A 24680-nucleotide genomic window follows, 5' to 3' on the forward strand; every position below is an offset into this window, starting at 1 on the left:
TAATTTATTACATAGTTAATTGTCCATTAGGAGTATTTATTATCTGTATAATTCTCTGCTCAAATCCAGTATCAGCATTTATGTAAACTATAAAGTCCTCGTTATTATAATTTCCTGCAAATTCATAGCATAATACTTCTTTATTTGTTTCAGTAGGCACTATAGCCAATCTTGTAGAAGTAACATTAAGTTTTTTACCGACTCTTTTTCTAGCCTCTTCTGCACTTATTTTTGGCTTCGGTATATCTCTATTTTCTATGTGAGAAATTAAATATTTTTCTGATTCAATTCCTATTACACTACCATCATCTAAAGCTATCTTTAATTTTATTTGATCAGGATAAATTATCACATCATCTTCTTTGTATACATAACTAATTACAGCTGAATTTCCATAGTTTAACGAATACATAGGTATCATATCTTTATATCCAATGTTTTCTAAGTAATTTGCCCCTAATTGAATAGCCTTATCTCTGGATATTTTCGCCTCCGCAACACTCTTATTATCTAAGAGATAGACAACCTTTCCACCATGCTTACTTATCTCACAAATAGCTTTACTCTTATCTCCTCTTCCTTTTAATACTACCTCATAAGAATATGATGGAATTCTTGTATTGCTTTCTCTACCACTAAGTGTTATTGATTCTACTCTATTCTCTCCCATAACCTTTTTTACTGCTTCTTTACCTTGTTCTACTGATATTTCTTTTTCTTTATTAATTCTTGGCGTTATTTCTACTAAGTTATCCGAGAAAGGTCCATCATATATCAATGCAGGATATTGAGCAACCTGCTTTTGAATGCCTTTAAATTTTTCTGCCAGCACTTCTGGTCGTTCTCTAGCTAATACACCGCTTGCTTTTTTTCTTATTTCTCCCCACTTAACTTTTCCTTGATTTATTTCGTCTGATACTGCACTTAATCTTGCCTCTAATTCGAAAGATCTATTCTTCAAATCCTCAATATTTTTATAATCTTTTTCATCTAAAGACTTCCCTTCCGATGCAGCTCTACCTAGGCTATAACAAAAGTCTCCCACTTGAGATAAAAACTTATTAGTATTTTCTACTGTGTCTTGTGATATAGGAAGAGAATTAAGTTTATCGTTAGCCATAGCTGAATGCCTAAATATCTCTTCAAAAACTACTATACTCTGTTCCCTTGAACCAACTATAGGCGCTTTGCTTAAATTTACCCTTATATTTTGAACCGAACTAATTAATTCATGCATATTTTTACTATACTCTGCCTGTAAGTAATTTCTATAATCCGTTCTTTCTAATGTCATAAGGATAGCAAAGGTTGATGAAAATACTACTATCAATGTAACTGCAAGAGTATATATAATTCTTTTTTTGCTCATCTTCATAGCAATCCCTCCAATATTTTTCTCTATTTATTATCTGTTATATTTTAACTATTTATTCATAAATTATTTTAATCTTATGATTAAAAATAATAATATGGGAATAATATTTAATGAATTCTTAAGCTTATTCAACTTATATTATTAAGAAAAATAGTGTAAAATATTTATAAATGAGTTTTCCTAATAGATATAAATAATTTTATTTTATGAAGGGGGAAACAATACTCTATGAAAGCTATAATTTTTTCAGTATCTGCTGGCGCAGGTCATGCTAGAGCTGCAGAAGCAGTAAAAAAACATATTGAACTTAACAATCCTGATTCAGAAGTGATAATAATAGATACATTAAGATATATTAATCCTATAATTGACAAAGTAGTAATAGGAAGTTATTTAAAATCATTAAAAATAAGTCCTTCTATTTTCGGAAAATTATATGATTACACTGAGTCAGACTACGGTCTAGCTTTAATTAGTGCAAAGTTTAATGAGATAATGACTTTTAAGCTCATGCCATTGATTAATGATTTTGATCCTGATATTATGATAGCCACTCATCCTTTCCCAACAGAGATGCTATCAATATTAAAAGTTAAGCATAAAACGGAGGTTCCTATTGTTTCTATACTCACAGACTATGCACCCCATAGTTTTTGGATACATCCTTGTATAGATGCATATATTGTCTCTAATTCTGATATGATAGATGAAATTTCATCAAAAGGTATTCCAAAGGATATAATCTATGATTTAGGCATACCAGTTAATCCTGAATTTCTTGTAAAATATGATAAAAAAGAAACCTTAAGAGAAATAGGCCTATCCCCAAATGTAAAAACTTTGCTAATTATGGGAGGTAGTCTAGGTCTTGGTAAAATAGAAGAAGTATTTGAAGACATTCTTCAAGTTGATGAACATCTTCAAATAATAGTAATAACAGGCAATAATAAAAAACTTTATAATGATCTGATGAAATACAATAATACTATAATAGGAAATAAAAAAACTCATATAATAGGATTTACAGATAAAGTTAACAAATACATGCAAGCATCAGATTTATTGTTAACCAAACCTGGAGGTCTCACAATAACTGAAGCTTTAATATGTAATTTGCCTATGGCATTATTTTCTCCTATTCCTGGTCAAGAAGAAAAAAATGCTGAATTTTTATTAAAGAATAACTTAGCTGTGTATTTAAGAGAAGACAATGTAGCTTATATTATCGAAGGCTTAATGCGTCAGGAAAATAGACTTAAGCAGATGAAAGAAAATATTAAAAACTTCTCTAAACCCAAAGCTGGCAAAGGCCTTTCTTTACTTTTAAAAACACTCATTAAAAAAAATGAAACCGAGGAATTATCCATAATGTAATAAGCCACTCTTTACTTAAGAGTGGCTTATTACATTATTTCATAATTTTTTTAATAATTTCTAATCCCTTAAACTTTAATTCAATTTTATTTGTTCCGCTTTCACCTAATATTTCTTTCATAATTTCATCCGTCTCTTCAACGTCCACTTCACCTTTTGTAATATCTACAAAACACAATGGCGGAAACATAACACACCACCAATTTTGCCCTTTTCCCTCTCCTATTATTATTTTATATGCTTCATATTCACCCTGTGGTAAAGTAATATTTCCATAGCTTTTTATAGGAAAATTATCTACCAATAATTTCACATCAACATCATATTTATAACCATTATCATATACAACTTTTTGAGATATTTTTTTTACATTTTCACTATTATCTTTCAATATCTCTCTTGATTGATTTATATCTTTACTTTCCTTTAATTTAGGATAAATGTAATCTAGAACCTCATCTCTTACTTTCAGCTTTAAATTTTGGTCTTCTGGTAAATCACTATTAGCTATTACATGAAATCTTATAACTTTACTATAAATATCATCATCAGTTCTTGTCCACAAATTAGGCATATTATATGCACTAAAGCCTAAAAAAAATATAGTAATAATAGCAACCAGTTTTTTCATAAATATCCCCCTAACATCCATTAACTTATTACCTATTATTACCATATATTATAATGTTATACATGTTTTATAATTTTATTTTGTAACTCCCATTCTTCTTATATGTGTATTTACATTTACTGTTATAGATGAGTTTTTAAACTCCTCTTCCCAATTATCTTTTACCCTTTTCCAAACTTTTGGGTGATATTTTTTAATATAATCATTTAAACCAAATACATCAACACTATACTTTTCCTGAATCATTTTAATTGTAGATTCCATTTCTTCTTTTATAGTTTTATCGAAATATTCTTCTATTTGTCGTGGATCGTTATTTCCAAATAATACATTTTCTAAATAATATCCTTTTATTTCTCCCTCTAAATCTATGTCAATATAAAAGTTTAATTTTTCTTCATCATTCTTTAATCTTATCTTTCTTTCCATGCCACTTATGGAAAAGTCTATAGGGTGACCCTCTTTATATATTACCTTCTTTCCTCCCTTTAATTTTCCTCTTAACATTTTAACATTAGCAGTTTCCGCTGATGATAATTTACCCTTAAGTTCATAATCTTTTACAATGCAAGCACCTGTTAATTGTACTTCATTGGTTTCTTTTTCTATAGTTAAATAAGGTAATATCGCATTGCTGCTCTCTGATAAATTTCGTAAAAATTCATTTAAATCTACTGGAATTATATTATTATTTCTATCGCTGTTTTCAATAAGCCCATATAGATATGCTTCAATATTTTTTTCCATCAAACCCTTTTTAGTTATATAGTTTTCTACTTTACCTTCAGTCATAATAACTAACATATCTCTATTTATATTCGGTTCTCTTTGCAAATAATCTAATACTTCTTTTACAACTTCAGGGTAAGCAAAAAAATTCTCTCCAAATAAGACAAGCTTAGAGTGGGCAAAACTTATATACCTACTACTTTTAGAAATGGCTTTAATAAAGCCATCTTCCATGGAATAAGCGTTCACACTGATATGTTTTTCTTCTGCTACTCCTCCTTTTTCAGGTCCTAATTGACTTATATCAGGGAAGGCATAAATAATATTTAATATTTTTGTATCATTATCACTAAACGGTTCATCAGGTTTTAATTTTTTTAAATCTACTTGCTTATTTATTTCTTCTCCGGCATCTATTCCTATAGTAGTTATAAAAGTTCTTCTATCTATTTCCACTTTATCCCAACAACCTACTAATAAGAACGTTATTATCAATAAGGAAATTATTTTTTTTATTTTCATATTATTCACCCGATACTGCATCAGGCTTCTTACCTCCCTTCACAGAAGATATAAATAATGCAATTATTGCTATAATTAAAACTACTGTAAAAAATATTGGAGTATAGGTTCTAGAAAGCATATGTACCTCAGCAATATTTTGGGGATATAAAGCAATCAAATATATAAAAGGAACCAATATAGTAGAAGATAATTTTATATCTCTAAAATTCATAACTTTCCTTAATATATCTGAAGAAAAATAGTAATGATTTGCAAAAGTCGTAAAATAGAATAATATCCAAATACTCATCATTATCCCTTCCAACCTTTCAACAAGATAACCAGGTATATCAACAGATTTCACCATGGTTATAGTGGGCCATAACAATAGTCCCGTTTGCTCCTTTCCAAAAAAACCTATAGCTAAAACAAAAATTATTATATAAAATATAGTAACAAAAATTACTCCTTTTATAGTTACTTTTAGAACATCCTCTTTTCTTTTTACAAAAGGAATGGCTAAAAGCAATACTCCAAATCCAGCGTATCTGTTTACCCCTGTAGTAACACCTCTTAAATAATTAGAAATAGGCTCATTAAAAATAGGCAGTAAGTTTGTAAAATCACCCTGCCTGGCAGAAGGTATAAATATTAATGCCACAGATATAAACATGATCCAAAAACTTATTTCATTAAATTTAATTAAATTATCTATTTCTCCTCTTATAATATAATTTCCCGCTAATATTGTTATTAAAAATAGAACCTCCGTCGGAGTTTTTTCTAATAAATACATCTTTATTTCTTCAGTAAAAACCCTTAATCCTATAGATACAAAGTAAATTGAGTAAAAAATAGTAAATAACGCTACTACTCTCCCAAATATTTGCCCAAAACTATTTATAAATATCTCATAAATATGCTTATAGTTATTATTCTTAGCAATTCTATTTATCATATAAGCAAATAAAATTGCAATAATTCCACTTATAACTATAGCTATCCAGCCTTCTACACCCAAAACATTAGCCAGTTCACTAGGGTAGGAGAATACATTAACCCCCACAATGGTTACAACTAAAGTGGAAAACAAACCGTAATTGGATATAAAATTCTTATCCTTCACATTCATCACCTCCAATATTATTTCATTTCTGTCTAATTTTATCTTTTGTGCCCATATATTCAGGTCTTTCTTTAATGAATCTTAGTGGAAATCTTATTATCATATCTTTGAAATCTTTTTTATTTATATTGACAAAAGGTGATAAATAAGGAACTCCAAAACTTTTTAGTCTAATAAGATGTGTCAATACCATCAATAAACATATTACAACTCCATATAACCCCATAATCGATGCGCTTATTATTAATAAAAATCTTATTATCCTAAAAGCAGATGTAATTTCATAGCTTGGAGTTGTAAAGCTTGTAATGGTAGTAAGGGATACAATTATGATCATTATCGGGCTAACTATACCTGCGCTAACTGCTGCCTGACCTATAATTAACCCCCCTACTATACCTATTGTGGCCCCAATCGCTTTAGGCAACCTAATAACTGCTTCCGTAAGCAGAGCTAAACTCACCTCCATAATTATAGCTTCCATAAATGCAGGGAATGGAACCCCTTCCCTAGAAGCTGCCACAAAAAATGCTAATTGTGTTGGTATTATTGAAGGATGAAAGGAAGTCGTAGCTACATACATACCAGGTAATATAATCGATATAATTAAGGATAAAAATCTTATAAACCTCAATACAGTACCATACACCCATCTTTGATAATAATCATCAGGGCTTTGAAATAAATTTGGCAGTGTTGCTGGTACTACTATAGCAAAGGGAGAGTTATCAACTAATATAGCCACTCTCCCTTCATACAATGCCGCCGCTACCACATCTGGCCTTTCAGTATTTTGGGTTTGAGGAAATATGGACCATTTATTATCTTCAATTAATTGTTCCACATATCCACTATCTAATACAGCATCAATATCAATTTTTTCCATTCTATCTAATACATCTTTAACTATATGGTTTTCAGCTATGTCTTCTATATACATTATCGCTACATCACTTTTAGACCTTGTTCCTAAGGTTTTAGGTACTACCTTTAATCTTGTATCTCTTATTCTTCTCCTTACTAAGGCTGTGTTAAACCTTATCGTCTCAGTAAACCCGTCCCTACCTCCTCTTATTACAGTTTCACGCGAAGGCTCAGTTACTCCCCTTGTTGGCCAAAATCGCGAAGCAATTACATAGCAGGTTTTCATTCCATGAATCAACAGCATTGTGTCCCCAGATAATACGCCATTTACACCTTCACTTAATTTTTCTAATTCCTTTAAATCCGTAACAGTCAATATTTTGTCTTTTATCTCTTCAATCTCTAGCTCTTTCCAGTTAAACATTAAAGTTTCTAAAACAAAATTATTCAAAAGCACTTTATCTCCCATTCCATCTATGTACATGAGTAGTGCTTTTGTGTCATTTATATAAAATTCTCTAAATACAATATCCGAATTTCCTTTTAACAACTCTTTTAGATATTGTATGTTTTCGTCTAAATTCTTGGATATATTATCCTTTATTACCTCTTTCATATTGCTCACCCCTCATTTTGACAACTTCAATAATAAAATTCAGATATAATATACAGCACTAGTGTTATAGAAAATATAATTATTCCTATTATTTTTATTTGTTTAGAGGCTTTAAGCATATTAGCTCTTTTAAATTTGGTACTATCTATAAAAACAGCTACAAAAGCTTGAATAGTTACTAAAATAAGTAAATATTTATCAAATAGTTTTATTATATCCATAACCTTCATCCCTCTAATTCACTTTATAATTCTTAATTATTTTTCACATATAGCCATTAATTATTCATTAGAGTTAAATATAAACAACTCCTACTCTTGTTATAAAACTTTTATAAAATATAAAAAGGGCTATCTCAAAATAATTTTATAAATCATTTTGAGATAGCCTTTTCCCTTTTTAATTATATTTTTTACTATAAATTAAACTTATATTGTTTTGCTGAGAAAAACCTCATCATATTTATCTTTCATAAAGTTGTAGCATCTTTCAGCAAATTGGTAGTTTTCAAAGAAACCGAATATAGTTGAACCACTTCCACTCATTAATGTACCTATACTACCTAAGTTTTTCATATCTCTTTTTATTTCTAATAATTCTGGATACTTATCTAAAGTAACTAATTCTAAAACATTTATCATGTTCTTAGATAAATCTTCTAAATTATTTTCGTTTATATAATTTAGAATTCTATTCATATTAGGATGATCATTTATTGTAATTTTATCAATTTCCTCATAAACATCCTTTGTTGAAACCCCAAAATTTGGTTTAACTAAAAGTAGAATATGGTTTTTAAACTTCTCTAATGGTGTTATTATTTCGCCTATACCTTCACAAAGGGCTGTTCCACCATAGATAAAGAATGGCACATCCGCTCCTAATTTTTCACCTAGCATGGCCAGTTCCTCATCATTTATTTGGGGCTTAAACATATCTCTCATCATCTTTAATACTATAGCTGCATTGCTACTTCCTCCCCCTAAACCTGCTTCTGTAGGTATATTTTTTTCTATATAAATTTCTACTCCTTTATTTATTTTATATTTTTCTATAAACATATCAGCAGCCCTATATGCTAAATTTCTTTTATCAGTTGGTATATTAATTTTATTACAATTAACCTTTATTCCATTATTAATTTCTTTGATTTCTATAGTGTCATATAAATCTATGCACTGCATTATCATACTTAATAAATGATATCCATTTTCCTTTCTCCCTAACACATCTAGGGACAAGTTCACCTTAGCATATGCTTTACGCTTCATAATAAACCTCCTAATATATAAAAGCTATACATATAATTGTATAGCTTTTAATATAAATAATAAATACTTATGCTAATGCTTCATCAGAATTATTATTAGATCGCTTTATTTCTTTCTTAACAATTTCAAGTAAAGGTTCATAGTTTTCAAAGAATATTATAATTAAATCTCCTTTTTTACACTCTTCCATTGCCTTTTTTAAAGCTTGTTTTTCTTCTAGAATTATCTTTATATTTTTCTCATCAAACCCACTTTTTAGCACCCCTTTTTTCAATAGTGATGCTACTTCCCCTTCTTTTCTACATCTTTTGTCGTTATCCTCTTTTATATATATATATTGAAAATTTTCCCCTGCAATTTCTCCCAATCTAATTATATCTTCATCTTTTCTATCTCCAGGTACCCCAATTATACCTATTAATTTTTTATAATCTAGCTTTTTTATTCCATCTATTACAGCTTTATATCCTTTAATATTATGAGCATAGTCTAAAACAACTGTGCTATCGTTAAATTTATATAAATTAAACCTTCCAGGGTTATGTATTTCATCAAGATAAAAACTTTGCAGACCCTTTCTTATAACTGAATAATCTACTCCTAAACTAACCAATGCAGCACATGCTGCCATGGCGTTTTCTACATTATATTCAAGTTTTCCCTCTAAAGTAATCTTTATATCCTTAACTTTTATTATTGGAAATATGTTTTTATCCTTTTCTACATAAATAAAATCATTTGATACATATATTCCCCAGCCACCATTTTTCATATGATCTACCAAAATAAGATTATTTTTATCCTTTGAAAATAGGATTATATTGCTTTTTATCCTATTTAACAATGCAATGCTTGCATGATCATCTGCATTAAGTATTGCATATCCATCATCTTTTACAGCCTCAACTACCAAAGATTTTACGAAGGCTAATTCTTCTATGGTTTCTATGTTATCAATGCCTAAATGATCGGAAGTTATATTAGTTATTATGCCTACATCTGCCAAATCATAAGCAAGACCCTTTCGTATAATTCCACCTCTCGCTGTTTCTAAAACCGCCACTTCTACTTCATTATTAGTTAATACAGTCATAGCGCTATCATAGCCCGTTGTGTCTCCTCTATCTATACATTGATTGTTTATGTATATACCTCCAGTAGTAGTTAAACCGGTTTTATGGCCTGCTAAAGATAAAACATAAGATATTAATCGAGCAGTTGTAGTTTTACCATTAGTTCCTGTTACAGATATGACAGGAATCTGCTTTGGTATTTCTTTAAATAACATATCTACTATAGCTCCTCCAACATTTCTACTTTTCCCATCACAAGGATGTTCGTGCATCCTTATACCAGGTGCCGCATTGACCTCTATAATAGCGCCATCTATTGGTTTTGATATATCTGTACAGCAAATGTCTATTCCACATATATCCAATCCTACTGTTCTTGCAACTCTTTTACATATTTCAATGTTTTCTTCACATATAATATCAGTACAATCTACAGAAGCTCCTCCAGTGGAGAGATTTGCATTCTCCCTTAAAGTCACTTTTTCTCCCTTTTTAGGAATAGAATTTAATGAATATGAATTTTTCCAAATATAATTGATTAATTCTTCATTTAACTTAATTCTTGTAAGAGGTTTTTCATGGCCATCTCCTCTTCTACTGTCTTCATTCAATTTGTGTATTAATTCTACAATAGTTGTAACTCCATCTCCTATAATGTAGGGTGGAACTCTTTTTGAAACTGCTACCACTTCATAATCTACAACACAAACCCTAAAATCTTCTCCAACTACATGTTTTTCTATAATTATATCTTTGTAATCCTTTGATATGATATTATATGCCTGCATAAGTTCTTTTTCATTTTTCAAATTAACGAATACCCCTTTGCCCTGATTCCCAAATCTAGGCTTTAATACCACTGGATATCCAATCACTTCTGCATCCACTAACATCTGAACAGGATTTATAACCTGTGAACCTTCAGTTACAGGCAAACATTGATTATATAATACTTCCTTTGTTAGCAGCTTATCGCAGGCTATGTCTATAGCCAATCCACTAGTTTTCTCACTTACAGTAGCTTCTACCATTCTAGAAGTACTTCCATATCCTAATTGAAAGATACTTCCCTCTCCAATTCTTATATATGGAATTCTTCTACTTTTCGCTTCCCTTATAATAGCTGCAGTGCTGGGACCTAATTGCTCAAATTTTAATATTTCTCTAAGTTTATATATGGCTTCCTCTATATTAGTTTCTTTACTACTTATTAGAGAGTTTATTATCATTACAGCAGTTTTTCCTATTTCAATTCCCGTTTTTTCATATTCACATTCATAAATTATAAAATATATATCTCCTTCTATTTGCCTAGCTTTACCATAAGCACCCTCTAGCCCTAACATATTTTGTATACCAATGCATATATGTTCACATATATGAGAAAGATAAGTTCCCTCATATAATCTTTTGACAAATCCCATTTCCTCATCAATTCCACATCTATGTTCCTTTAGTATGGGTAATATTTGAACTAATTTTTCATTAAATCCATTAATATCTTTACTAGGTACATCCTTAAAGCCTTCTAAGTCTATCTCCATTTTTATACACGGTCTATGGCAGTATATATTTCTCCCACTATAATACTTATGATTTAAAATTTTCATTTTTTAAGGTATCCTCCTGTTTAAATCAAATTTATCGTCCTTTTTTAAAACATGCATTTTTATATTGAATATAGATAATAGTTCTTCTTGATTCTGCTCAGAAACATTTGTATAAGTGATATCTCTTCCATCAATAAGATATACCGCTCCAGAACCTATCACTTTAAATTCAGCTTCTCTATTTACAATAATTGCAGTATCTTCATCTATACCTATACCAATACTCTGAGGATTTTCTGCAATACCTACCAATAGTCTACCTATTCTACCTCTCTGTGCAAAATGTTGATCTATTATAACATCTTTAATAAGCCCTAAACCTGGAGCCATCTTTAAGGTACATTTTCTAGGGGATTCATCATTAGGACCAGAAACAATCATAGTATCGCTCATAACAGATGCCCCTGCAGAAGTACCCACAAATATACATCCAGCATTATACCTATCCATCATTATCTTATAAAGGTCGGTACCTCCTAATAAACTAGTTATTCTTAGCTGATCTCCTCCTGTAAAAAATACTATAGAAGCTTTATTAATTAGTTCTATATTATTAACATCAAAAGCATCCTTCCTTTCTCTTACATTGAGTATAGAGATATTCTTCACACCTAAATCACCAAAAATTTTATGATACTGCGATCCCTTTTCTTCAGGGTCACCAGATGCTACTGTGGCTATTACTAGTTCTTCTTTATCCTTATCAATCTTACTACAAACTTCCTTTAATATACTTTTATCTCCATTTTTATCTTCTGCACCGCCTATTATTATTAAATTTCCATTTAACTTGTCTTCCAACAAAACGCACCCCTTTGTCATAAGTATTCTATATTTTTTCCAATTCCACGAGTAATATACACTTTAATATCAAACATATGAAAGAATGAAGTGTATTCTCTTCAATACATACTTTTTTAATATATTTATAAATAAAAAAAGCCTGTAGAATAAAACTACAGACTTTAAATCAATTATAACGAAGCCCTTCCAGGTATTATTAGCTTTTGACCTGGTTTTATATAATCCATATTTTCAATATCATTTATCTTTACTAAATCCTCTACTGTAGTAGAGTATTTTTTTGCTATCTTCCATAAAGTATCTCCAGGCTGAACTATATATATAGTGACACTAGCCTTCTTCTCTGGAAGTTTTCCTTCTACCTGAGATATTTCAACTAAGAATTCCTTAGGCATAACATAGTCTACTTTAACATAAATTTTTACCAATGCTTTTATAACTATATTACCAGCTTCAATATCACACTCAATATTTTCTAAAAATGCTTTGGCAATACTGTTCATGTTTATTTTGCATCCTGGAACATCTACCGGACACGAAAAAGGTATTTCTTCTGATACACTACAAATATAATTATCTTCATCCTTTGTTTTATACAAAATATCTGAATTTAATACTCCTTCTACTATAACTTTATCTTCTACTATTCTCTTATCTGTAATGCAAACTCTTCCTGAACACATAACTACTTCTATAGGTTTAGGTCCTTCTACCTCAATATCACCTTTAACTATAGACTCCGTTGAGGTTTGACCATGTATTGCATTTAGATTGTAATTATTCTTCTTAATATTCATAAATACAGAAGGAGAATACACATCTTCTATCATATCCATTTCTTCTTTATGCATTATCTTTGTATCAGTTTTAATTACCGATTCAACTTCTACTTCTCTATTTTCACCTAAATCATCTTCTTTAATATTCATTTGCATTGAATCCACTTTAAATTCAGTATAATTTTCCATTAGTGAATTGATTCCTTCAAATTCTATATCCTTAGAAATAGGCACTTCCTCTACGATTGATACAATATCTCTTGTATCCTTTCCCCTATATAGTATAGTAATCAATACTGATGCTTCAATAGATACTCTATTTTCCAATACCCTTGCATCTCTCTTACGTACCTTTACATCACATTTGAGTATGTTTCCTATTTCAGGCTTGCTAGCTGGAATTTTAATATTACATTTTGCCGTCATATCAGATTCTACATTTCCAACAATTTTATCTATTTCCATTGGATTTTTAAGCATCTGAGCATCAAAATTATCTTCTATATCTTTTACAATATCAAAGTTATAATTTTTATATACATCCGCCCTTAATTTTATTACTCCTTCTAGTCCTATTTTTCTTTCATGTATTATGTTGCTATCCATATGTTCAACATAGCATTCACATTGGCAATTCATTTTATGTTCTGTTCCGGGCATTTCAATATAATTTGAGAATTTTCCAATATAGGTAATGCTATTGACACCCATTTTTTCTTCTTCTTTTGCTAAATAAATTACATTATATTCTACTTGCCCTTCTAGATATACTTTGTCCTTCATGGTTTCTTTGCTGATTATAAAAGGTCTAGCATCCACACACAATATCTTCGCTATATCCGGGTGAGTATCTGGTATTACATATTCAGCCTTGACAACTGTATCCATTGAATTTTGTCCCAATAATTGTTCACATTCTATATTCTCTCTAATAAGCTCTATACCCATGCTTCTTTTCCCTCCTATATAAACCTACTATTTATTTATATAACTAAAAATAGGGAAATATGATTAAACTTTAAATATTTATACCTTATAAAGATATAAATATTTAAAATTTTCAAAACATAATATTTCATATTATTTAAATAGCATTATAATAAGGGGTAGAACTGTCACAAATATTGTTGACATATATCTTATTTTGTCGTATTATTAAAACTGGTTGTTGACCATATAACCTCTCATAAATTCTCAATACCCTTTTATACCATAGTTGAAAGATGGCTTTTTTACCATCTTTCTTTTTGTATGTATTAAAATCTATATAAAAAGTGAAATAGCAGTACTATAAGTACTGCTTTTTATTATGCATAAACTAATTGAACTGTTTTTGTTAATACATCTGAATAACTATATGTCACTGTCCTTTGGGTGTCATTATTTAATCTTATGACAAATATGCTGGGGTATGTTTTTTCTATGGTTCCCTTGTTCACAAGGGTCTTTCTTCTTCCCCCATTTGCTTTAAGAGTTACAGTTTCTCCTACATGGCTTTCTATATCTCTCCTTATAGCAGCCAATACATTTCCTCTTTCCACAACAAACACCCTCTTTCCACGTATTATATTATATATTAAAATATAAAATAAGTCAACTAAACTTTTAATTTTATATCTAAATTTACAATTTGTCAACATTTATATTTGCTAATTTATAAATATTTTTAAAGGTTTACATTGTTTAATATTCAATATCTTCTTCTAAATTATTATTACCTATATTTTTCATATTTATTCAAGTTTCCTTGAATAAATGGAAATTGACAATATTATTTCCATAATAAAAATTACGAAGCAATAAATATTGCTTCGTAATTTTTATTTAAGAATATTTAGATTTTGGGAACCCTTCTCTATACTTACCTCTTGTCTGAAGTCCTCCAACACCTTTTGCTCCACTAATAGTATTTTGCAAAGCTTCTTTTATTGATACAACCTTTTCTATGTTTGTATAAGCTATTCTTTCACATATAAATACAGGGTCCAAACAATGTATAAGCACCCTACTAGGAGAACTGGCAAAATTAGCACCTGCATCTAGTATTGCTTCATAATGAGATTGGCAAGCACCTGCAAATATAACTAAGTTATCATATCCTGGTTCATAATTTCTTAGTTCTGTTACAGTTTCTATAAAATGTCTAGAATTTTTATAATTATCTAAATCCATAAAGTCTCTAGTATCTTTAACTACTCCATCATGACCAGTTATTATTACAATATCCGGTTTGACTGCTTTTACTATATCCACTATTTGTTTGGGTTGTTCATTTTCTTTAATTACTTTACCAACTGCATCCAAAGATAATTGTTTATAAACCTTTAAACACACTTCTAAATATTCCGCATCACCATCCACATGCAGTATTTTTCCTGGTCTACCAAAAGATAAATCTTTCTTTTCCTTTACAGGTACAGACCTATTTAAATTTCTTATATCTATGCCACTTCTATCAAGTAATATTTTTTTAATAGAAGTATTTACTTTTCTATTAAATACTTCTTCATAATCGCTACAAGTATTTCTATCTACTAATTCTAAATCTTCTTCTGAAGAATCTGCAATTATTCTTAAGTTTATTCCCTTTAATACATAGACATATCCCCTACTTGTTTCTTTAACATCTATTATTTTAAAGGTTATATCCCTATCATAGGATTTTCTTACTACTATATCTCCTATATTCATAAAATCCTCTCCACTTATAAAACTCATGTTACATAATATGTTAATGTGTAAATTTACGTGCAAAAATCAAAGCATGCATTACCTACGAAGTATTGCATGCTTTAATCCTTATTCGTTTTGATCGTACATATTTTTAAATTTTTCGATAAATGCCATATAATTATCTTGTTCAGCTATTAATTCCTCCATTTTATTGCTGAATGTATTTGAAGGCCAGTTTACTTCATTATAGTAGTATCTATTAGACAATCTCCAAAATCTCTGAGGGAATAGCAAAAACGCAAATAGTACTCTATATTCACAAGTTTTAAGTGGATATATTTTGTTATAGGAATCTAGAATTAAATTAGCATACTCTATATCCCAGTCAACTCTTTTTAGAACTTTAGTCATAAATGAATATATATCATACACTCTGATTTCTCTTTTACAATAATCGAAGTCTATAACATTGATATCCTTATCCTTATCAACTATTATATTGTGATAAGTATAATCATGATGACAAAAACTCTTTTCTTCTTCTGATATCATGCACAGTTCGCTGTATTTTGAATCTTTTAATACATTTATTGCTCTTCTACCTATATTTTTATAAAATTGAAGATTCTTTATATAATTCATGTCAAAGCTTGTTTTGTTATTTCTTTTTCTACACATGTCTCTCATCTTATCTAGAGATCTTACCCTCTTTTCCATTAGATTGGGCCATCTTCCCAAATCAGATTTTAGTTTACTATTTTCAGGTGGTTCATATCCCTTTGAGGCAATATGAAGATATGCCAAGTTCTCTGCTGCTATTACTAAATCCTCTTTGTTCCTAAAATCCGCTTCTCTTCCTTCTATCCACTGAGATAGAGTATATATGTCTTCATTTACTATTGCATAAGGATGTCCATCTATGTTTAAAGAATATTTATCCACTCTTGGGAATCCATTTTCTATTAAATGCTCTTTAGCTCCATACACAAACAATAGTTTTTGAATGCCATAATTTATTCTTTTTAAACATTTTGGCCCCTTGTTTGTTTTTAATAAATATACACCCTTATTAGGTTTTAAACTTTCAATTTTGATATCAAATTGTCTTTCTATTTCAAACTCTCTCATCATAGCAATCACCTCCTTATAATTTATATGTATTAAATGATAATTTTAGAAGATATGTTAGTATATTCTTATTTTGTTAACACTTTTTTGTAATAGTTAATATAATAAATTATGATTAGTTTAGGAAAGGGATTGCCTCATGAAAATAGGAATAGATGGAAGAGCTGCAAATTGGTATAGGGGCACTGGTATAGGCACCTATACTTATCAGTTAATTAATCACATTAATAATATAGATTCCGTAAATGACTATATGGTTTTTTTACCTCAGCACTGTAGTAACAACATTAATTTTAAACCTAACTTTACTATTGCTGAAATCACAGAAAATTGTAAGGAAAATTTCTGGGATGAGGTAAATATCCCTAATATATTAAAGGGTAACGATATGGATTTATACCACGTACCTCAAAACGGAATAGGTCTACCTTTAGATAAAAAATGTTCCTTTGTGATAACTCTTCACGACGTAATACCTTACAAAATGCCTGAAACATCTAGCGAAAGATATTTAAAGCTTTTTAACGAAACCCTCCCCAAAATAGTTTCAATGTGTGATGGAATAATTACTGTGTCCAATCACTCTAAAATGGATATACTAAAAGCTTTTAATTTTCCAAAAGAAAAAATATATGTAACCCATCTAGCAAGTGAAAATATATATCATCCAATGGAAAAAGAACTTAGTAAGGAACTTATAAAAAAATATTATTCTATTGACGAAGAATATATATTATATGTGGGTGGATTCAGCCCTAGGAAAAATATAGTTGGGCTTATAGAATCCTTTAGTAAACTTATAAACATATATAAAAAGAACTTAAAGCTGATTATAGCCGGCAAGCAAGGTCAGTCTTATTCTATATACAAAAAACGCTGTGAGGACTTAGGAGTTGAAGATAAAGTAGTATTCCCAGGCTTTATACCACTAGAACACATGCCAGCATTATACAACGGATGTGAGTTATTTGTTTATCCTTCTTTTTATGAAGGTTTTGGTCTACCTCCAGTTGAAGCTATGGCTTGTGGTGTTCCTGTGATAGCCTCTAATTCTACTTCAATTCCTGAGGTTACGGGAGATGCTGCCTTATTAGTTGATCCTAAAGATATTGATCAACTATGCAGTTCTATGTATAGTGTACTTACTAATAATGAGCTAAAAGAAGAGCTATCATTGAGGGGTCTTATTAGAGCTTCTGAATTAAATTGGCGTAATACTGCTAAAAATACTTTAATAGCATATAACAAGATACTCAATTCATAAGATAATAAGCTGCCCTGTTTAGGGCAGCTTATTATTTACAATAGCTCTTCAAATTCTTTTAAAAATTCTATTCTAAATTCTTCAATCTCTGTTTTTTTCTTAATCTTATTTATAAATGTTTGTTCTGACCAATCTTTTCTTCTTGTGTAATAATCTCTACTTATACTGTAGAAATCCTGTGGAAAAGTTAATAACCCGTATAATACGGTCATCTCTCTTTTGTCTATAGAATTGACCTTTGTATATTCATCCATAATTTTTTTCCCTTTTCCAATGTCATAAGCGGAACTTTTTAATACCTTATTGATAAAATTACATATGTCATGTACTTTTAAATCTACTATAGCATAATCAAAATCTATAAAATATGCTTCGTTATTTTTTATAATTACATTGTGATATGCTAAATCATGATGACATAATATAACTTTGTCTTTCTCTTCACATAACTTATAATAGGAAGATGCTTCTAACAATTTAATACTTCTTTTAATTTCTTCTATATAATGGTCAATGTTTTCTAAAAAAATTTGATCAAACTCTCCATTATATTCACTTAGGTTAGATATAGTTTTAAAGACTTCCATTTCTTTTAGTCTTCTATTAAACTTATTTATCATCTTCCCTGAATTAACTCTATTATCTAGTTGAGAATTAAATCCTGATGAGGCCGCGTGTAGCTCCCCTAATCCTTTAGCTACAGTAAATATATCAATCGGATTTGAGTAGTCACACTCTCTTCCTTCAAATATATCTATCATGCAATACATTTCTTCATTGTATAAAGCATATATGTCTCCGTCTACCGTTTTATTAAAATTCATTATCCTATCAAATTTATCTCTTATATAATTCAATCCTTCATTAATAAACAATAGTTCATCTTTGCTATAATCTATTTTTTTTAATATTTTATCTCCCTTATCGGTATTTACTATAAATATGCTTCTTATTGGATATATATCGTATGGTTCTAAGTTAAATTGCTTAAAGAGACTTATATCTAAGTCATACTTAATTAAGTAATCTATATCTTTATACATATCTTTCATAGCTCTCACCTCTATAATAAGCTCATAGAGTCTTGAATAATAGCTTTCTGGAGCTTTAATACATATTCATCATCTCCAAGCTCCTTCTTCTTTAATCTGTAATTATTGCATTGCCTTGTGACCTCATAAGGAAACGATAAACATGCGATTATGAATTGATAACTATTCTCTTTCAATCCTTCTAATTCACAAAATTCTTCAACTAATTTTTTGAAATTTACATCTAATCCTTTTTTCTTGTATTTATAAAGTAGATTATAACAATCTATCTCTACCATGTTGTAACTACTTTTTTTAATATTTCTCACTTGAATTTTTGATTCTTTACCTAGATTATTAAAATCAACATCTTCTAAGCAAATTTCTTTATTTTTCATGCTTCTTAGTATTAAATCATAATACCCATCTTCATATATATTCTTTATAACTTTTTCTCCTCTTTTTATATAATCCTCACCTTTGTAAAGAATTATCTCTTCAAAGAGATTGTTTGCTCCTTCACTTTGAAATCTATCAATGTCCCTTTTTAATTTCTTGATATTTACCTTGAAACTCTCTACTACTCTTCCTGCTCTACTGTCCAATCTTTCCTTTATTCCACTAGTGCTTCCTCTTACTTTATGATGAAATTCATTCATTATTCTTATCTGCTCTAATAGCATTTCTTCAGTTATTTCTTTACTCTTTAGTTCAAAATTAATTTGGTCTACTACATCTATACCTTTGGATATTAAGTATTGTTCAAAGGTATTTCCTATTATCATAAAATTACCCCCAGTATTAATTAATACCTAATATTTTTAAATTCATCTGCAAACTCTTGTCTTGAGTCTTTATCCTCACATACCTTATTTAGCCTATTTATAAATACATCTTCCTCCCAAGGTTGCTTTTCAATATAATATTGTATACCTAATTGCCAAAAGGCTTGAGGAAACTCTATAAACGCAGCCATAATATCTATATCATCCTTATTTATAGGACACACTGAACTATAACTATCTAAAATATGAATGGAATTAGATATATCCCATTTACCATTTTTCATAGCTCTTATGATTAAACTACTTAAATCATGTAAATGAGTATCTAAAATACAGTAGTCAAAATCTATTATATTTATGCTTCCTTCCTCGTCTATAAGAACATTATGATGAGCATAATCATGGTGGCAAAAACCTTTCTTTACTATTTCTTCTTTCATTTTATGGAAATACTTGCTTTTCATTAAATCCTCTAGCGACTTATTTATTCTCTCTATCTCTTCCCCTACATGCTTTAGATATAAAATATCAAAATAAGTTTTTTCATCCTTATTCTCTATTATATTTTTAAAATCTAATATATCTCTTTTTTTATTAGAAAAATTCTCAAACCAATTAAACCATCCTACTCTAGGTTTCATGTCTGATGTTATATTAAACCCTCTGCTTTTTAAATGGAGTTCTGCAAGTCTATTTGATGCTAAGCTTAGCTCCATTGGATTATCATAATTACATGATCGCGATTCCACCCATGGCGTTAAATAAGCATGCTTATTGCCTAAATTAATATAATCTTGAGATTTTGTATTTTTAATAATTTTAGGTGTCTTTTGGAAATCATTTTTTTCAAGATGTTTTATAGCAGACAATATGAATAGAAAATGACTTATTTCATACTTAATTACTTTAAGACAATATTTCTCTTTTTCAGTTATTACCCTATAAACATTTTTCACCTTTTCTATTTCACGAGGCTTAATAGAATATTCTTCTTCAATCCTCATCTTTATTTGTTCTTCTTTCAAGGTTTCTCCTCCCCGAAATTACTTATAGTTGTATTATATGTAAAATTTCCTTTGTATGTGCTAAATGACACATTTTTCAACTATATATAATATTAATAATATATAAGCTTTTATAACCTGCCCTGTTTTTAAGGAGGGATTTAAATGAAAATAGGTATTGACGCTAGAGGGATTAACTTTTACAAAGGAACTGGAATTGGAACATATACAGAAAACTTATTAAGATGCTTGCTAAACATTGATAGAGATAATTATTACCACATATATTGGTGGGGAGAAAATCATAATGAATTTAAAAAAAATAATTCAAAGATAACTTTTACTTCTAAAAAAAATAAAAACTTCTTTGAAAATCATTATTTTTCAAATAGTATATCTACTGAAGGTATAGATTTATATCATGTCCCTCAAAACGGAATTGGCTTGCACCAAGATATTGCATGTAAAAAAATTATTACTATTCACGACCTAATTCCTTATGTAATGCCAGAAACCGTAGGTAAGGGATATTTAAATAAGTTTTTAAAAGAATTGCCTACTTTAATCGATAACTGTAATGCCATATTGACTGTATCCGAATGGTCTAAAAAAGACATAACTAGATTTTTTCCTAAATTTGACCCTGAAAAAATTTTTGTAACTCCTTTAGCTGCAGATTCTAAATATAGGCCTATGGATAAGGATAAATGCAAATATGTTCTTAAAAAATTTTATAATATTACTAAGCCCTTTATACTGTATATAGGTGGCTTTAGCCCTAGAAAAAATGTTCATTCCCTTATAACAGCCTTTTCTAAAGTATTTAATAAACTCAACGAGGAGTATGAACTTGTAATTGTAGGAGCTAATAAAGACAATGGTGAATCATTACTTAACATGAGTACCAACATGAATATAAAAGATAGGATTGTATTCACAGGTTTTATTCCCGAATCTCATCTTCCTTTATTTTATAATGGATGTGATTTATTTGTTTATCCTTCCCTGTATGAAGGTTTTGGGCTTCCTCCTCTTGAAGCTATGAGCTGTGGAACTCCTGTTATATCTTCAAATCTATCATCCATACCAGAAGTGGTTAAAGATGGTGGAATTTTAATTGACCCTTATGATGAAAAGCTCCTGGAGATAATGATTGAAAAAACCTTAGGAGATATAACCTTTCAAAATTCACTTAAAGAGAAAGCTATAAAAAGAGCTTCTTTATTTTCTTGGACTGAAACTGCAAGAAGAACCTTAGATGCCTATAATAAAACATGTAACGATATATGAAAAAGCTTCTCATTTTCCCATGAGAAGCTTTTCTGTATTTACAGCCATAAGCCACAACCTAATATCATTATAGTATTCTACTGTTCTGTTTAAATCCTTAGATTTATGGGTGCTTGTATTAACAGGAAACACACCCTCATTAAATAATAATTCCTGTTGAAGTCTTTCATTTGCCATCATAAATTCCATAAAGGTTAAAACTAGTTCCTTATTATTTGTTTCCTTTGGCACAAAAGCACTATATCCATCTAAAGATATCTCTCTATTTCCCCCTATCTCGAAAGAAGGCACTTTAGTAACTACCCACTTTCCGCTCATCTCAGGAACTTCCTTCATGATCTTATTTATATGATTTATATTTACTATTGATGCAGCTAGCTTTCCACTTCTTATTTCATCTATCAAGTTATTTCTTGTTAAAATATCTTCCTTCTTAAAAGTTTCAATAGTATTTCTAACTTTTAAAATATCAGAATATGATAGATTGCTATTTTCTTCTAAATAATAACCACTTCCTGCTAATTGACTTAGTAATAAACTATAAAGTTCATTCTCATTCTCTTCCCATATAAATTTATAATTATTCTTATTCTTTTTATTTATAATTCTACATTTATTTATGAAATCTTCCCATGTTCTTATATCTTCAATATTTATCTTGCTCTTTTCAAATATTTCCTTTCTATATATCATATAGTAGGGCTTTCTATCTAAAGGCAAACCATAAATACTGTTATTCACAGAAACCTTTTTAATATCTTCTTTATTATAATTATCTTTATACAGAGCTAGAATTGAAGATATATCAAAAAGTTCATCTTGATTCTCTTTTAATATGTACGGAACATACTTATTTTCTACAACTATAATATTACTCTTATTTTTTCCCTTTTCATTTAAAAGTTTATCAAAGTTATCATAAATATTTTCTTCTACCCTGATGTTAAAAGTCACATTTGGAAAATATTTTGTGAATTCCTGAGAAAATTTCTTTATATAATTTTCTCTATCTTTATGTACTACAATATTAACCTGTCCTTTTAGCCTTTTATTAAACCCATTAGTTGGCTCCTTATTATCACAAGATACAAATAAAAGATTAAACATTAATATGATAATTAAGTACTTGGTCAGATTTTTATTGTTCATACTCTTCTCCCTTAAATATATATTTATAGTTTATTAATCATACTAGCACTATAGCCAGCTCCAAATCCATTATCTATATTTACAACTGTTACTCCTGAAGCACAGCTATTAAGCATTGATAAAAGAGCTGCCAATCCATTAAAATTAGCACCATATCCTACACTAGTAGGTACAGCTATAATCGGTTTATCTATTAATCCGCCTACAACGCTAGCAAGGGCCCCTTCCATGCCAGCCACTACAATAACAACTTTAGCCCCTCTTATTATATCCAACTTATCAAATAATCTATGTATACCGGCCACTCCTACATCATAAATTCTCTCTACCTTATTTCCAAAAGTTTCTGCCGTAATAGCCGCTTCTTCACATACAGAAATATCTGAAGTTCCTGCTGCTACCACAGCAATATATGAATCTGAAACTTTAGGTGTATTTTTCATTATCCTTATAATTTTTGCTTCTTTATCATATTCAGCTTCTTTACAAAAATCTCTTACTTCATCAAACATTTCCTCTGTTGCCCTAGTAGCTAATATATTATTTTCTTTCGTCATCATAAACTTTATAATCTCTTTTACTTGTTCTACAGTCTTTCCCCCACAGTATATAACTTCTGGATAGCCTACTCTAATTTCTCTATGATTATCAATTTTAGCAAATCCTAAATCTTTAAAAGGAAGTTCCTTAAAGGCTTTTACTCCATCTTCTAGAGATATTCTATTTTCCTTTATATTAACTAATAGCTCCTTTATATCTTTTTCATTCATTGCTATTTCCATCCTTTATATTGCTATCCATGCTACCACTTCTATATCCCTCTAAATCAACAGTTATGTATTTATATCCTAATAGCTTTAGTTTTGAAACTACCATATTTGAAATTTTCTCATCAAAAAACTTGCATATCTGATTTTTATACACTTCTATTCTTGCCGTTTCTCCATAACTTCTTACTCTAGCACCCTTAAATCCTATTTCGTGTAAAAATTCTTCACTTTTTTCAATTCTTTCGAGCTCCTCAAAGGATATCTCTTTTCCATAAGGAATTCTAGATAAAAGACATGCATAAGAAGGCTTATTCCAAGTATTTAGCTCTAACTCTTTTGAGTATTGCCTAATTTCTTCTTTTTTAAAACCCAATTCTTTAAGAGGACTTTTTATACTAAGCTCCTTTAACGCTTTCATCCCAGGTCTATATTCTTTTGTATCATCAAAATTAGTTCCGTCTAATACATATTTAGCCCCTTTATCCTTTGCAAGAAGCATAATTTTATTAAACACAGCTTTTTTACAAATATAACATCTGTCTTCAGGATTATTTTTAATGAGATCTTCTAATGGCATTTCTAAAAAATAATGTTCTACACCACTGCTTTTAACAATCTCCTTTACTTCTTCTATCTCCCTTTTAGGAATATATGGAGCTTTTACTGTTATAGCTACTACCTTATCTCCTAATGCCTCTTGAGAAGTTTTTAGCAAGAAGTTGCTATCTACTCCCCCCGAAAATGCTATAGCAACCTTTTCTAATCCTTTTAAATATTCAATTAAATCTTTATACTTACTATCTTTAATCATTAATACCACCTCAGAATTA

General features: G+C 29.4%; 22 protein-coding genes. 3 read left to right on the forward strand and 19 right to left on the reverse strand.

Annotated elements, in window-relative coordinates; translation table 11 throughout:
- Positions 1–7: 7 nt before the first annotated feature.
- Positions 8–1375, reverse strand: a complete 1368-nt coding sequence (gene ypeB, locus KQI86_RS17660) for a germination protein YpeB (RefSeq protein WP_216440730.1) — start codon at positions 1373–1375, stop codon at positions 8–10.
- Positions 1376–1603: 228 nt separating this feature from the next.
- Here ypeB and KQI86_RS17665 point away from each other — a divergent pair, with 228 nt between their 5' ends.
- Positions 1604–2749, forward strand: coding sequence for an MGDG synthase family glycosyltransferase (locus tag KQI86_RS17665; protein ID WP_216440731.1), 1146 nt, complete (start codon positions 1604–1606; stop codon positions 2747–2749).
- Positions 2750–2783: 34 nt separating this feature from the next.
- Here the strand turns inward: KQI86_RS17665 and spoIIR are convergent, their stop codons facing one another.
- The 12 genes from spoIIR to KQI86_RS17725 all read right to left on the reverse strand — a co-directional run bounded on the left by spoIIR (position 2784) and on the right by KQI86_RS17725 (position 16560).
- Positions 2784–3380 carry a stage II sporulation protein R gene (spoIIR, locus tag KQI86_RS17670; protein WP_216440732.1) on the reverse strand — a complete coding sequence of 199 codons (597 nt, stop codon included), beginning with the start codon at positions 3378–3380 and terminating at the stop codon, positions 2784–2786.
- A gap of 75 nt (positions 3381–3455) precedes the next feature.
- Entirely contained in the window at positions 3456–4631 is a 1176-nt protein-coding gene (locus KQI86_RS17675; protein WP_216440733.1) for a Ger(x)C family spore germination protein, read from the reverse strand.
- Between the two features lies 1 nt (position 4632).
- Positions 4633–5745 (reverse strand): GerAB/ArcD/ProY family transporter, encoded by a 1113-nt coding sequence (locus KQI86_RS17680; RefSeq protein WP_246582874.1) that lies wholly within the window; start codon positions 5743–5745, stop codon positions 4633–4635.
- A 16-nt stretch (positions 5746–5761) separates the two neighbouring features.
- Positions 5762–7219: a spore germination protein gene (locus KQI86_RS17685; RefSeq protein WP_216440735.1), complete on the reverse strand. Its 1458-nt coding sequence runs from the start codon at positions 7217–7219 to the stop codon at positions 5762–5764.
- Positions 7220–7245: 26 nt separating this feature from the next.
- A complete protein-coding gene (locus KQI86_RS17690) occupies positions 7246–7440 on the reverse strand; it encodes a CLC_0170 family protein (protein WP_216440736.1) in 195 nt (64 codons plus the stop codon).
- A 207-nt stretch (positions 7441–7647) separates the two neighbouring features.
- A complete protein-coding gene (gene ispE, locus KQI86_RS17695; protein WP_216440737.1) occupies positions 7648–8490 on the reverse strand; it encodes a 4-(cytidine 5'-diphospho)-2-C-methyl-D-erythritol kinase in 843 nt (280 codons plus the stop codon).
- Between the two features lie 67 nt (positions 8491–8557).
- A complete protein-coding gene (gene cphA, locus KQI86_RS17700; protein WP_216440738.1) occupies positions 8558–11173 on the reverse strand; it encodes a cyanophycin synthetase in 2616 nt (871 codons plus the stop codon).
- A gap of 3 nt (positions 11174–11176) precedes the next feature.
- On the reverse strand, positions 11177–11995 hold the full coding sequence (locus KQI86_RS17705) for a cyanophycinase (protein ID WP_425514393.1): 819 nt from the start codon (positions 11993–11995) through the stop codon (positions 11177–11179).
- Between the two features lie 152 nt (positions 11996–12147).
- On the reverse strand, positions 12148–13704 hold the full coding sequence (locus tag KQI86_RS17710) for a DUF3794 and LysM peptidoglycan-binding domain-containing protein (protein ID WP_216440740.1): 1557 nt from the start codon (positions 13702–13704) through the stop codon (positions 12148–12150).
- Between the two features lie 359 nt (positions 13705–14063).
- Complete coding sequence (locus KQI86_RS17715; protein ID WP_216440741.1) at positions 14064–14297, reverse strand: Veg family protein; 234 nt, start codon at positions 14295–14297, stop codon at positions 14064–14066.
- A gap of 283 nt (positions 14298–14580) precedes the next feature.
- Positions 14581–15447: a sporulation peptidase YabG gene (gene yabG / locus KQI86_RS17720; RefSeq protein ID WP_216440742.1), complete on the reverse strand. Its 867-nt coding sequence runs from the start codon at positions 15445–15447 to the stop codon at positions 14581–14583.
- 108 nt (positions 15448–15555) lie between these two features.
- Entirely contained in the window at positions 15556–16560 is a 1005-nt protein-coding gene (locus KQI86_RS17725) for a CotS family spore coat protein (protein ID WP_216440743.1), read from the reverse strand.
- A 136-nt stretch (positions 16561–16696) separates the two neighbouring features.
- On the opposite strand from KQI86_RS17725, the gene KQI86_RS17730 reads away from it, so the two are divergent.
- A complete protein-coding gene (locus KQI86_RS17730; protein WP_216440744.1) occupies positions 16697–17821 on the forward strand; it encodes a glycosyltransferase family 4 protein in 1125 nt (374 codons plus the stop codon).
- 35 nt (positions 17822–17856) lie between these two features.
- On the opposite strand, the gene KQI86_RS17735 is transcribed toward KQI86_RS17730, so the two are convergent.
- From KQI86_RS17735 to KQI86_RS17745, 3 genes are read right to left on the reverse strand one after another with little or no spacing between them, the layout of a single operon-like run.
- The gene (locus tag KQI86_RS17735) at positions 17857–18873 is read right to left on the reverse strand and encodes a CotS family spore coat protein (protein ID WP_216440745.1); all 1017 of its coding nucleotides are present in this window, start codon (positions 18871–18873) and stop codon (positions 17857–17859) included.
- 11 nt (positions 18874–18884) lie between these two features.
- Positions 18885–19637, reverse strand: coding sequence for a spore coat protein (locus tag KQI86_RS17740; protein WP_216440746.1), 753 nt, complete (start codon positions 19635–19637; stop codon positions 18885–18887).
- Between the two features lie 20 nt (positions 19638–19657).
- Positions 19658–20662 carry a CotS family spore coat protein gene (locus KQI86_RS17745; RefSeq protein WP_216440747.1) on the reverse strand — a complete coding sequence of 335 codons (1005 nt, stop codon included), beginning with the start codon at positions 20660–20662 and terminating at the stop codon, positions 19658–19660.
- Positions 20663–20806: 144 nt separating this feature from the next.
- On the opposite strand from KQI86_RS17745, the gene KQI86_RS17750 reads away from it, so the two are divergent.
- Positions 20807–21931, forward strand: a complete 1125-nt coding sequence (locus KQI86_RS17750; protein WP_216440748.1) for a glycosyltransferase family 4 protein — start codon at positions 20807–20809, stop codon at positions 21929–21931.
- Positions 21932–21940: 9 nt separating this feature from the next.
- Here KQI86_RS17750 and KQI86_RS17755 read toward each other — a convergent pair whose 3' ends face one another.
- From KQI86_RS17755 to larE, 3 genes are read right to left on the reverse strand one after another with little or no spacing between them, the layout of a single operon-like run.
- Positions 21941–23080: an ABC transporter substrate-binding protein gene (locus KQI86_RS17755; RefSeq protein ID WP_216440749.1), complete on the reverse strand. Its 1140-nt coding sequence runs from the start codon at positions 23078–23080 to the stop codon at positions 21941–21943.
- Between the two features lie 23 nt (positions 23081–23103).
- Positions 23104–23850: a nickel pincer cofactor biosynthesis protein LarB gene (gene larB / locus KQI86_RS17760; protein ID WP_216440853.1), complete on the reverse strand. Its 747-nt coding sequence runs from the start codon at positions 23848–23850 to the stop codon at positions 23104–23106.
- On the reverse strand, positions 23843–24661 hold the full coding sequence (gene larE / locus KQI86_RS17765; RefSeq protein ID WP_216440750.1) for an ATP-dependent sacrificial sulfur transferase LarE: 819 nt from the start codon (positions 24659–24661) through the stop codon (positions 23843–23845). Before larE ends, larB begins: the two co-directional genes overlap by 8 nt.
- Positions 24662–24680 lie beyond the last annotated feature (19 nt).

Source organism: Clostridium mobile, assembly GCF_018918285.1.
Lineage (GTDB): Bacteria > Bacillota > Clostridia > Clostridiales > Clostridiaceae > Clostridium_AW > Clostridium_AW mobile.

Coding starts and splice junctions, on each gene's coding strand:
- ypeB (WP_216440730.1), bottom strand. CDS start 1,375: ATGAAGATGAGCAAAAAAAGAATTATATATACTCTTGCAGTTACATTG.
- KQI86_RS17665 (WP_216440731.1), top strand. CDS start 1,604: ATGAAAGCTATAATTTTTTCAGTATCTGCTGGCGCAGGTCATGCTAGA.
- spoIIR (WP_216440732.1), bottom strand. CDS start 3,380: ATGAAAAAACTGGTTGCTATTATTACTATATTTTTTTTAGGCTTTAGT.
- KQI86_RS17675 (WP_216440733.1), bottom strand. CDS start 4,631: ATGAAAATAAAAAAAATAATTTCCTTATTGATAATAACGTTCTTATTA.
- KQI86_RS17680 (WP_246582874.1), bottom strand. CDS start 5,745: ATGAATGTGAAGGATAAGAATTTTATATCCAATTACGGTTTGTTTTCC.
- KQI86_RS17685 (WP_216440735.1), bottom strand. CDS start 7,219: ATGAAAGAGGTAATAAAGGATAATATATCCAAGAATTTAGACGAAAAC.
- KQI86_RS17690 (WP_216440736.1), bottom strand. CDS start 7,440: ATGGATATAATAAAACTATTTGATAAATATTTACTTATTTTAGTAACT.
- ispE (WP_216440737.1), bottom strand. CDS start 8,490: ATGAAGCGTAAAGCATATGCTAAGGTGAACTTGTCCCTAGATGTGTTA.
- cphA (WP_216440738.1), bottom strand. CDS start 11,173: ATGAAAATTTTAAATCATAAGTATTATAGTGGGAGAAATATATACTGC.
- KQI86_RS17705 (WP_425514393.1), bottom strand. CDS start 11,995: ATGACAAAGGGGTGCGTTTTGTTGGAAGACAAGTTAAATGGAAATTTA.
- KQI86_RS17710 (WP_216440740.1), bottom strand. CDS start 13,704: ATGGGTATAGAGCTTATTAGAGAGAATATAGAATGTGAACAATTATTG.
- yabG (WP_216440742.1), bottom strand. CDS start 15,447: ATGAATATAGGAGATATAGTAGTAAGAAAATCCTATGATAGGGATATA.
- KQI86_RS17725 (WP_216440743.1), bottom strand. CDS start 16,560: ATGATGAGAGAGTTTGAAATAGAAAGACAATTTGATATCAAAATTGAA.
- KQI86_RS17730 (WP_216440744.1), top strand. CDS start 16,697: ATGAAAATAGGAATAGATGGAAGAGCTGCAAATTGGTATAGGGGCACT.
- KQI86_RS17735 (WP_216440745.1), bottom strand. CDS start 18,873: ATGAAAGATATGTATAAAGATATAGATTACTTAATTAAGTATGACTTA.
- KQI86_RS17740 (WP_216440746.1), bottom strand. CDS start 19,637: ATGATAATAGGAAATACCTTTGAACAATACTTAATATCCAAAGGTATA.
- KQI86_RS17750 (WP_216440748.1), top strand. CDS start 20,807: ATGAAAATAGGTATTGACGCTAGAGGGATTAACTTTTACAAAGGAACT.
- KQI86_RS17755 (WP_216440749.1), bottom strand. CDS start 23,080: ATGAACAATAAAAATCTGACCAAGTACTTAATTATCATATTAATGTTT.
- larB (WP_216440853.1), bottom strand. CDS start 23,850: ATGAATGAAAAAGATATAAAGGAGCTATTAGTTAATATAAAGGAAAAT.
- larE (WP_216440750.1), bottom strand. CDS start 24,661: ATGATTAAAGATAGTAAGTATAAAGATTTAATTGAATATTTAAAAGGA.